The organism is uncultured Flavonifractor sp. (genome assembly GCF_944387675.1).
Taxonomy (GTDB): Bacteria; Bacillota; Clostridia; order Oscillospirales; family Oscillospiraceae; genus Flavonifractor.
Genome location: NZ_CALXFV010000092.1, coordinates 1 through 8,768 on the forward strand (window position 1 = coordinate 1; position 8,768 = coordinate 8,768).

The following is an 8,768-nucleotide window of genomic DNA, read 5'->3' on the forward strand; positions in this document are numbered from 1 at the left end:
CCGGAGAACCTGCTGCTCACCGTGTGCTCCGCCATCTATGACCCGGTGACCACCACCGACGAGCTCATCCCCTCCGGGGAGACCTCCTCCTATCGCTCCAACCCCATCAAACTCTCCGAGTTCGCCCTGAGCCGGAAGGACCCCCAGTATGTCCCCCGGGCCAAGGAGGTGCTGGCGGTGGAGAGGCTGCGCCGCGCCAATCCCGAGGCCCCCGAGGTCAAAGAGGCTCTCATGGGCCACGACGGGAAGGACACCGGCCTGGGCTCCCTGGTGATGGCTCTCAAGCCCGGCGACGGCTCCGCCCGGGAACAGGCCGCCTCCTGCCAGCGGGTGCTGGGGGGCGTGGCCAACCTGGCCGCCGAGTACGCCACCAAGCGCTACCGCTCCAACGTGGTCAACTGGGGCATGCTCCCCTTCATCGCCGAGGGGGTGAAGGACTGGAACATCCAGCCCGGCGACAAGCTGTACATCCCCGGCGTGCGCGCCGCCCTGGACGGCGGGGCGGAGGAGATTCCCGCCGTCCTTATCCAGAATGGGGCCGAAACGGCTGTCACCCTGCGCCTGCCCGGTATGACCCGGGAAGAGCGGGATATCGTGCTGGCCGGATGTCTGATCAACTACTACGCAAAATAAGCGTTTCTTTCCCGCAATCATTTCCCCCTCTCAGGTGTGTATCAGGCAGAACACATGGAAAGGAGGATCTGCAATGAAAGATCTGCGCCGCGCCGTCCTCTGTCTGCTGTTCTGTCTGGTCCTGCTGGGCGGCACCGCCTCCGCCGACATGGGTCCCAAGCAGTCCCTCACCATTACGGTGACCAATGCTCCGGAGGGGGTATACTACCTGGACCTGCTCCACCAGGATGATTGGGCCTACAAAAATGTGGATCTGGAGGACTATGACCCCGCCCTGGTGGAGGGTCTGAGGCGCTGGGAGGACGAGGGCTGGTACCCCGCCCTGATCCACGGCACCAACCTGCCCCTGTTCGGCGATTTGCTGCCCGGGGCGGACGGCACCCACACCTTCTCCTACTACGGCCTGCCGGACACCTTCCGCATCGCCGTCTCCTCCGCCGGCGGGACCCAGGCCACGGAGCCCTTCACCCGCACCGTGTTCCACACCGAGCTGGTGTACGACTACGCCAGCAACACCATCACCAGGTCCACCTCCACTGTGGGTTACTATCTCACCCAGTTTCTCTCCACCCTGATTCCCACGCTGGTGGTGGAAGGCATCCTGCTGTGGCTGTTCGGCTTCCGCTCCAGGCGGAGCGTGGCGGTGTTTCTTGCGGTCAACCTGGCAACCCAGGCCGCCCTCCACATTCTGCTGGGCTCGGCCATCCTGGCGGTGGGGACCCACTCCCTCTACTATCTGATGCTGCTGCCGGTGGAGGCGCTGATCTGGCTGGCGGAGGCTGTGGTTTACGGCCTGCTGCTGCGGGAGCAGAAGCCCGGCCGCCGGGTGGGCTACGCCCTGTGCGCCAATCTGGCCAGCTATGCCGCCGGATTTTTCCCTCTCCACCTCATCGCCCGGCTTCTTCTGGGCAACTGGTAAAGAATTGTTTTACAGATTGGATAAAATGCGGTATAATACGATACGCCGGGTAGGAATTACCCGGCGTATCGTATTTCTAATGAGACAAGGGGATATCTATGAAGAAACTGCTCGCGGCAGCCTGCACCCTGGGCCTGCTGCTCTCCGCCTGCTCCGCGCCCGCCGCCTCCCAGCCGGAGGAGGACGGCAAACTCCGCATTCTGGCCACCACCTACCCGGTGTACCTGTTCACCACGGCGGTGACGGAGGGCGTGGACCATGTGGAAGTCAGCCTGCTGGTCAACCAGCAGACCTCCTGCCTCCACGACTACACCCTCACCGTGGCCGACATGAAGGCCATCGAGGGGGCCGACGTCATCGTGAAAAACGGGGCGGGACTGGAGGATTTTATGGACGACGCCCTGGCCGCCTCTGACGCGCCGGTAATTGACTGCTCCCAGGGGATCGACCTGCTGCCTGCCCCGGGCCATGAGGGACACGACCACGATACGGAATATGACCCCCACATCTGGATGAGCTACGAGAACGCCGCGCGCATGCTGGAGAACATCGGAACCGGGCTGAGTACGTTGGACCCGGAGCATGACGAGGATTATTCCCGCAACCTCGGCAGCGCCAACGATGCCATGGGGTATGACCCGGACAAGCTGGCCGCTCTGGCCGGCAGGCCTCTCATCACCTTCCACGACGGGTTCCAGTACTTCGCCCAGGCCACCGGCCTTAACCTGCTGAAGGCCATCGAAGAGGAAGAGGGCGCCGAGGCCTCCGCCGCCGAGATCAAGGAGATTGTCGCTCTGATCGGGGAGTACGATATCCCGGCCATCTTCACCGAGATCAACGGCTCAGATGCTACGGCCCAGGCGATTTCCCGGGAGACCGGCTGCCAGGTATATCAGCTGGACATGATCATGAGCGGCGCCGGCGCCGGCATCCAGCCCTATGTGGACGCCATGGAGAAAAATATTGACACCATTCTGGAGGCCTTAGGATGAGCGTACACAAGCATGGCGATGCCGGCCCGGGCTGCGCCGGGTCCTGCTGTTTGAAGGTGACCGATTTGGGGGTTAACTTCGGCAGCGAGGAGATTTTGCACGACGTCTCCTTCCACCTCCACTGCGGGGAGATTGTGGCCCTTATCGGCCCCAACGGGGCGGGCAAGAGTTCCCTGTTCCGCACCATCCTGGGACAGATTCCCCACACCGGCACCATTGAGTTCCAGCGGGCGGGGGGCGACAAGACCCGCCCCCTCATCGGGTACGTCCCTCAGTCTCCCAGCTTCGACCGTGGGGACCCGGTGAGCGTGTTTGACTTTTTTTCCGCCGCCATCCACCGCTGGCCGGTGTTCCTCCCCGCCCCCAAAAAGCTGCGGGAGCGGGTGAAAACCTGCCTGGCCCGGGTCCACGGAGACGCTCTGATGGACAAGCGGATGGGCGCCCTGTCCGGCGGAGAGCTGCAGCGGGTGCTGCTGGCCCTGGCGCTGGAACCGCTGCCCCACATTCTGGTGCTGGACGAGCCTCTGTCCGGCGTAGATATCGACGGGGAAAAGCAGCTGCTGGACATGCTGGATGAGATCCGCACCAATTACGATCTGTCCATTCTCCTGTCCACCCACGATTTTGCCACCCTGGATCAGTACGCCGACAAGGTGCTGCTGCTCAAGCACCAGATTCTCAAGGTGGGGACACCCGCCGAAGTGCTCAGCTCGCCGGAGTTCCAGGCGGTCTTCCACCTGGATCTGGGGAAGGGGGGGCGCCGGTAATGGAATGGTGGTATTCCCTGGTGGAGCTGCTGCCCTTTGAGTGGGCGGCCCCCGGCTCCATGTACTTTATGAAAAATGCCCTGCTGGCGGTGCTGGTGATCTCCCCCCTGTTCGGGCTGCTGAGCACCATGGTGGTCACCAACCGGATGAGCTTTTTCTCCGACGCCCTGGGCCACTCCGCCTTCACCGGCATCGCCATCGGCACCCTGTGCGGCTTTGCCGACCCCATGTGGATGGCGGTGCTGCTGGCGGCGGTCTTCGCCCTGCTGTTCACCTACGTACGCCGCAGATCCCACATGGCCAGCGACACGGTGATCGGGGTGTTCTCCTCCACCGCCGTGGCCCTGGGCATCTTCATCGCCACCCTGGACGGGGGCAGCTTCACTAAGTTCAACAGCCTGCTCATCGGAGATATCCTCAGTGTGGAGCCGGAAAAGATCGGCCTGTTGGCCGTCATCCTGTTGGTGGTGATTCTGCTGTGGCTAGCCGCCTTCAACGGCCTGATGCTCTCCTCCATCCACCCCGCCCTGGCCGACAGCCGGGGCATCCGGGTATTCTGGCAGGAGGCGGTGTTCTCCATGGCCATCGCCGTGGTGGTCACCGTATCCATGACCTGGGTGGGCCTGCTGGTCATTAACTCCCTGCTGGTCCTCCCCGCTGCCGCCGGGCGCAATCTGGCCCGGAACATGCGGCAGTTCCACCTGTTCTCCATCCTGGCCGCCGTCGTGGCAGGGATCGCGGGGCTGATGACCTCCTTCCACATCAGCTCCTCCGCCGGGGCCTCCATCACCCTGTACCTGGCCCTGTGGTTTGCCCTTACCTTTCTCTTCCGCCAGTCCAGAGCGTCGTGAAAAACAAAACGCGGGGGATGCTGCTTCGGCAGCATCCCCCGCTATCTTATCCCTTTTTTCGGCGCAAGAAGCTCTTTTTTGCCTTACTCCTCGCTCTGATCCTCACAGCCGCAGCCGCAGCCGTCCTCCTCATCCTCACAGCAGCAGTCGTCGGACAGGTCCAGGGCAAACTTCTGCTTGCAGCCGGGACACTGGATCACGCCCTCGTCCAGCACAGACTCGTCGATCATCAGGGTCTCCCCGCAGTTGGGGCAATCCACCTCAAAAAAATCGTCGTCGTCACAGCAGCACTCGTCGTCATCCTCGTCCTCAAACACCGCCTTCTCCACATCGGACAGGTCGTCGGAAATGGCGTCGATCTCCTCACCCAGAGCCTCGGTGTTCTCCTCCAAATCCTCGATGGACATGCCGATCTCCTCCAGGATTCCGATCATCACAGAGATCAGCTTGCCCTCCTTGGACTTCTCGGTATCAATGTTCAGGCCCTCGGCCAGGCCCTTCAGGTACGCGACCTTTTCAGAAATCGTCATGATACGCTCTCCTTTTCGTCAGCAGGCGGCCACCAAGGGCCAAATGGCATGCAATCCTGTTTTTGGGGAAATTCACTTCCCCCAAAAACGCCTCGATCCGCGCCGCCGGGCGCGAAAGCGGGGGTATCAAATGGGTTGTGCCGCTTTGCGGCGCGGCCCATTTGTATCTAGGGGGTATTGGATACCCCCTGGACTTTCTTTAAGCCTTGCACCGCTCCAGATATTCACCAGTTCTGGTGTCGATCTTGATCTTGTCACCGGGGTTGATAAACAGCGGCACCTTGATTTCGGCGCCGGTCTCCAGGGTGGCGGGCTTGGTCACGTTGGTGGCGGTGTCACCCTTGAAGCCGGGATCGGTCTCGGTGACCTCCAGCTCCACAAAGGTGGGGGGCTCCACAGCGAAGATCTTGCCTTTGTAGGAGTTGATCTTGCACACCATGTTCTCCTTCACAAAGCGGAAGTTGTCCCCCAGCAGCTCGGCGCCGATGGGGACCAGATCATAGGTCTCCGGGTCCATAAAATAGTACAGATCACCATCGTTATAGCTGTACTCCATGTCCTTGCGCTCCACATAGGCCTGCTCAAACTTGGCGGTGGGGTTGAAGGAGGTCTCGGTCACGCCGCCGGTGATGACATTTTTCATCTTGGTGCGCACAAAAGCGGCACCCTTGCCGGGCTTGACGTGCTGGAACTCCACCACCTGCATAACCTGACCGTCCATCTCGAAGGTCACGCCGTTGCGAAAATCACTGGCAGTAATCGTAGGCATTGATATTCATCCTCCAAAAAGGTATTCAAAAGAATCAGCGATGCTATTTTACCCTATTATTTCCCTCTTTGCAAGGCTTTTTACAGAATAATCAGTTCTTTGGGTGATTTGGTCAGGTCCACGCTGCCCTGGGCGGTGTAGACCAGCACATCCTCAATGCGCACGCCGAACCTTCCGGGCAGGTAGATGCCCGGCTCGGCGGATACCACCGCCCCCACGGGCATGGGGGTCTCGTCCCGGCCGTTGGCGTTGGGGGCCTCGTGAATCTCAATGCCCACGCTGTGGCCGAAGCCGTGGCCGAAATAGGGACCGTAGCCCGCCTCCTCAATCACCCGGGCGGCGGCCTGGTGGATCTCCTTGCCGGGGACGCCGGCCTTCGCCTTGGCGATGCCCGCCAGCTGGGCGCGGAGCACGGTGTCGTACACCTTCTCCATCTCCTCTGTGGGCTGGCCCAGGGCGACGGTGCGGGTCATGTCGGAGCAGTAGCCGCCATACTTGCAGCCGAAGTCCATGGTGATAAACTCCCCCTTCCCCACCTGCCGCTCTCCGGGAATGGCATGGGGCTTGCTGCCGTTGGGGCCGGAGGCCACAATGGGATCAAAGCTCATCTTCTCCGCGCCCCGGCACAGCATCTCATACTGGAGGCGGGCGGCAATCTCCTGCTCGGTCATGCCGGGCCGGATGAGCTTCAAAATAGCATCAAAGGCCTGGTCGGTGATCTCCTGGGCCTTGGTCATCAGGGCGATCTCCTCCTGGTCCTTGGCCGCCCGCAGGCCGCCCAACAGCTTCTGGGCGGGAACCAGCTCACAAGGCAGGGCCGCCTCATACTCCCGCCAGGCCGCCACCGTCAGGTAGCCGTCCTCAAAGCCCAGCTTCCGGATCCCAAGCTCCTCCACCGCCTGGATCACCAGGGGCTTCTGGGCGGCGGAGGCGGAGGTCATGGTAATGGCGGCTCCGGTAACCTGAGCCTGCGCGGCCTCAATATACCGGGAGTCGGTGAAGTAGCGGCACTGGGATTTTGTAACCACCACCGCCCCCTCTCCGTGGAATCCGATGGCGTAGTACTCCCCGGGGTCGCTCAGAATGAGCATACCGTCCAGGCCATACTCGTCCAGCTTGGCTGCAATCTGTTTCAGGTGATTCATGGCAAAGACTTCCTTTCTGCTGTCAAAACGGCCTTACAGGGCCGCTTGGTATAACTGCTTCATGGCCAGCGCGTCCTCCGCCTGCGTCCCCGCGCTTTCGCAGATAAAAGTTGGGCTCCAGCCCCGGCGGGCCACCTCCGCCATCAAGGGCGCGGGATCGGGTCCGAAGTTCTCCTGGCCGAAGGTCAGGTGCATCTTCTCCCCGCCGTTTGGGGTGAACTGGATTTTGGAAAAGTGACTGTGGAAGCGGCTGGCCCGGTCCTCCCCCAGCACTTCCGCGATCCGGTCCAGCATTTTCACACAGGCCGCATGTCCCTCCAGCTCCCCCAGGGAACGGGCGTACAGGTGGCCGAAGTCCACGCAGGGGGTGAGCCGCCCATCCAGGGTACACAGCTCCAGCACCTCGTCCAGGTCCCCCAGCTGATTGATCTTGCCCATGGTCTCGGGGCAAAGGGTAATGTGGCCGAAGCCGGCGCCGTCGCAGGCGGCCACCACCTCCCCCAAGGACTTGAGGGCGGTGTCCAGAGCCTCCCTCCTGGTACGCTTCATCAGCGCTCCGGAGTGGATCACCACCCGCCCGGCGCCCATCCAGTCCGCCGCCCGGCAGGCGGCAAGGATATAGCCGACGGTCTTTTGCAGGCTGTCCCGGCCGGGATTGGCCAGGTTGATGAAATAGGGGGCGTGGAGGGAGAGGGCAATGCCCGCCTGCTTTGCCGCCGCCCCGATTTTTCTCGCGGTGGCCTCCCCCACGTTTACACCCTTGCCGCACTGGTACTCGTAGCAGTCCAGGCCCAGCTCCGCCAGCCAGCGGGGGGCGTCGGCGGAGGAGGAATAGGGGAAGGAATCGGCGTTGCCCGCCGGTCCGAAACGCGCGCTCATAGCGGTTGTGTTCTCCTTTTCGTCAGGGCGCGGAAGGGCCACTCCACGGCGTAGCGCAGGTAGCGCCCGGGATTGCCCGCCAGGCGGATGGGCTCCACCAGCAGGGTAAAGATTCCGGCGTTCCGGCCGCCCAAAATATCGGTAAAAATCTGGTCCCCCACAATGGCGGTCTGCTCCACTGTACAGCCCATCTTCTCCATGGCCTGGAAAAAGGAGCGGGGCTTGGGCTTGCCGGCGTGGCCGATGAAGGGGACCCCCAGGGCGCGGGAAAAGCGCTCCGGCCGCCCGGGGTGGCGGTTGTTGGACAGGACAAACAGGGTCACGCCCCTCTCCCCCAGCGCCTCCGCCCACGCCCGCACCCGGTCTGTAGGCTCCGGCACCCCATAGGGTACCAGGGTGTTATCCAGATCGGCCAGCAGCAGGCGGATGCCCCGCCCGGCCAGGGCGGTGGGGTCAATATCGTAGATGCTCCGCCCGGCCCAATGGGCCGTCAGGGAAAAAGCCATGGCGCCACCTCGTCTATTCGCAGTCTGGTCCGCATAGAATTATACACACTTCTCAGAGGATGGACAAGGGGGTAGCTGGAATATGCAAGGAAAATACGACCTGATTCTCACCGCGCCGCCGGGAGAGTGCCGGGCGGCGGCCCGCTTCGGCCTGCCGGTGGCCCACGCCGCCTATCGAGTGGGGGGCGGCCCCCATCTGTTCCGGGCCAATCTGCCCCTGCCGGTGCGGGGCGGCCTGATGGCGGTGGACTGCGCCGGCTTCACCGGCGGCGGGGAGAGCGGTCTCTTCTGCCAGGAGGTACTGCGGGAGTGCGCCGCCCGGGGATTTACGGGAGTGCTGTGCGACTTTGAGGGACGGCCCCTCCCCCTGCTGATCCAGATCCTACGGGAGCTGGAGGGGATGCTGGAGAAGCGGGGCTGGCCCCTGTACGTGCCGGAGCCCTACGGTCCCCATACCAGCCGGGCCAGGGTGCTGATCTCCTCCGCCCTCTCCGGCGGTTCCCTGGCCCAGCGGCTCCAGGAGGCGGCGGAGCGCTACGGCCCGGAGCGGACGGTGCTGGCGGTGGAGCGGGTGGCGGAGGACTTCTTCCTCCCCGCACCCGACGGCCAGGGCAGGGTCCTGGACCGGGAGGAGCTGGCCGCCATGCTGGAGACCCGCTCCCCCTCCGTCTTCTTTTCCACCGAGCTGTGCGCCCACTACTTCACCTATATGTCCCGGGAAAACGGCGCCCACTTCGTCCTCTTCGACGACGCCGGCTCCATCCGCAAAAAGCTGCG

Annotated in this window: 10 protein-coding genes and 1 pseudogene; 6 read left to right on the forward strand and 5 right to left on the reverse strand. The window is 63.1% G+C overall.

All coding sequences use genetic code 11. The annotated features are described in order from the left end of the window. The 5 genes and pseudogenes from Q0J74_RS08890 to Q0J74_RS08910 all read left to right on the forward strand — a co-directional run. Positions 1 to 633 (forward strand): annotated as a pseudogene (locus Q0J74_RS08890) (hydratase); the annotation flags it as partial. Between the two features lie 73 nt (positions 634 to 706). Further along, positions 707 to 1,552 (forward strand): hypothetical protein, encoded by an 846-nt coding sequence (locus tag Q0J74_RS08895; protein ID WP_297213532.1) that lies wholly within the window; start codon positions 707 to 709, stop codon positions 1,550 to 1,552. A gap of 98 nt (positions 1,553 to 1,650) precedes the next feature. Beyond that, the gene (locus Q0J74_RS08900; protein ID WP_297213535.1) at positions 1,651 to 2,544 is read left to right on the forward strand and encodes a metal ABC transporter substrate-binding protein; all 894 of its coding nucleotides are present in this window, start codon (positions 1,651 to 1,653) and stop codon (positions 2,542 to 2,544) included. Further along, positions 2,541 to 3,311 carry a metal ABC transporter ATP-binding protein gene (locus Q0J74_RS08905; protein ID WP_297213536.1) on the forward strand — a complete coding sequence of 257 codons (771 nt, stop codon included), beginning with the start codon at positions 2,541 to 2,543 and terminating at the stop codon, positions 3,309 to 3,311. Before Q0J74_RS08900 ends, Q0J74_RS08905 begins: the two co-directional genes overlap by 4 nt. Then, positions 3,311 to 4,162 carry a metal ABC transporter permease gene (locus Q0J74_RS08910; protein WP_297213539.1) on the forward strand — a complete coding sequence of 284 codons (852 nt, stop codon included), beginning with the start codon at positions 3,311 to 3,313 and terminating at the stop codon, positions 4,160 to 4,162. The genes Q0J74_RS08905 and Q0J74_RS08910 overlap by 1 nt, the downstream gene beginning before the upstream one ends. A gap of 83 nt (positions 4,163 to 4,245) precedes the next feature. On the opposite strand, the gene Q0J74_RS08915 is transcribed toward Q0J74_RS08910, so the two are convergent. The 5 genes from Q0J74_RS08915 to Q0J74_RS08935 form a co-directional block, all read right to left on the reverse strand. Next, positions 4,246 to 4,692 carry a CD1247 N-terminal domain-containing protein gene (locus tag Q0J74_RS08915; protein ID WP_297213542.1) on the reverse strand — a complete coding sequence of 149 codons (447 nt, stop codon included), beginning with the start codon at positions 4,690 to 4,692 and terminating at the stop codon, positions 4,246 to 4,248. A 199-nt stretch (positions 4,693 to 4,891) separates the two neighbouring features. Next, positions 4,892 to 5,461 (reverse strand): elongation factor P, encoded by a 570-nt coding sequence (efp, locus tag Q0J74_RS08920; protein WP_130871098.1) that lies wholly within the window; start codon positions 5,459 to 5,461, stop codon positions 4,892 to 4,894. Between the two features lie 80 nt (positions 5,462 to 5,541). Further along, positions 5,542 to 6,606 (reverse strand): M24 family metallopeptidase, encoded by a 1,065-nt coding sequence (locus Q0J74_RS08925; RefSeq protein WP_297213549.1) that lies wholly within the window; start codon positions 6,604 to 6,606, stop codon positions 5,542 to 5,544. A 33-nt stretch (positions 6,607 to 6,639) separates the two neighbouring features. After that, positions 6,640 to 7,485: a TIM barrel protein gene (locus Q0J74_RS08930; RefSeq protein ID WP_297213552.1), complete on the reverse strand. Its 846-nt coding sequence runs from the start codon at positions 7,483 to 7,485 to the stop codon at positions 6,640 to 6,642. Then, positions 7,482 to 7,991 (reverse strand): YqeG family HAD IIIA-type phosphatase, encoded by a 510-nt coding sequence (locus tag Q0J74_RS08935; RefSeq protein ID WP_297213555.1) that lies wholly within the window; start codon positions 7,989 to 7,991, stop codon positions 7,482 to 7,484. Before Q0J74_RS08935 ends, Q0J74_RS08930 begins: the two co-directional genes overlap by 4 nt. An 82-nt stretch (positions 7,992 to 8,073) precedes the next feature. On the opposite strand from Q0J74_RS08935, the gene Q0J74_RS08940 reads away from it, so the two are divergent. Then, positions 8,074 to 8,768, forward strand: a 695-nt coding sequence (locus Q0J74_RS08940; RefSeq protein WP_297213558.1) for a hypothetical protein, incomplete at its 3' end; no start/stop codon positions are given.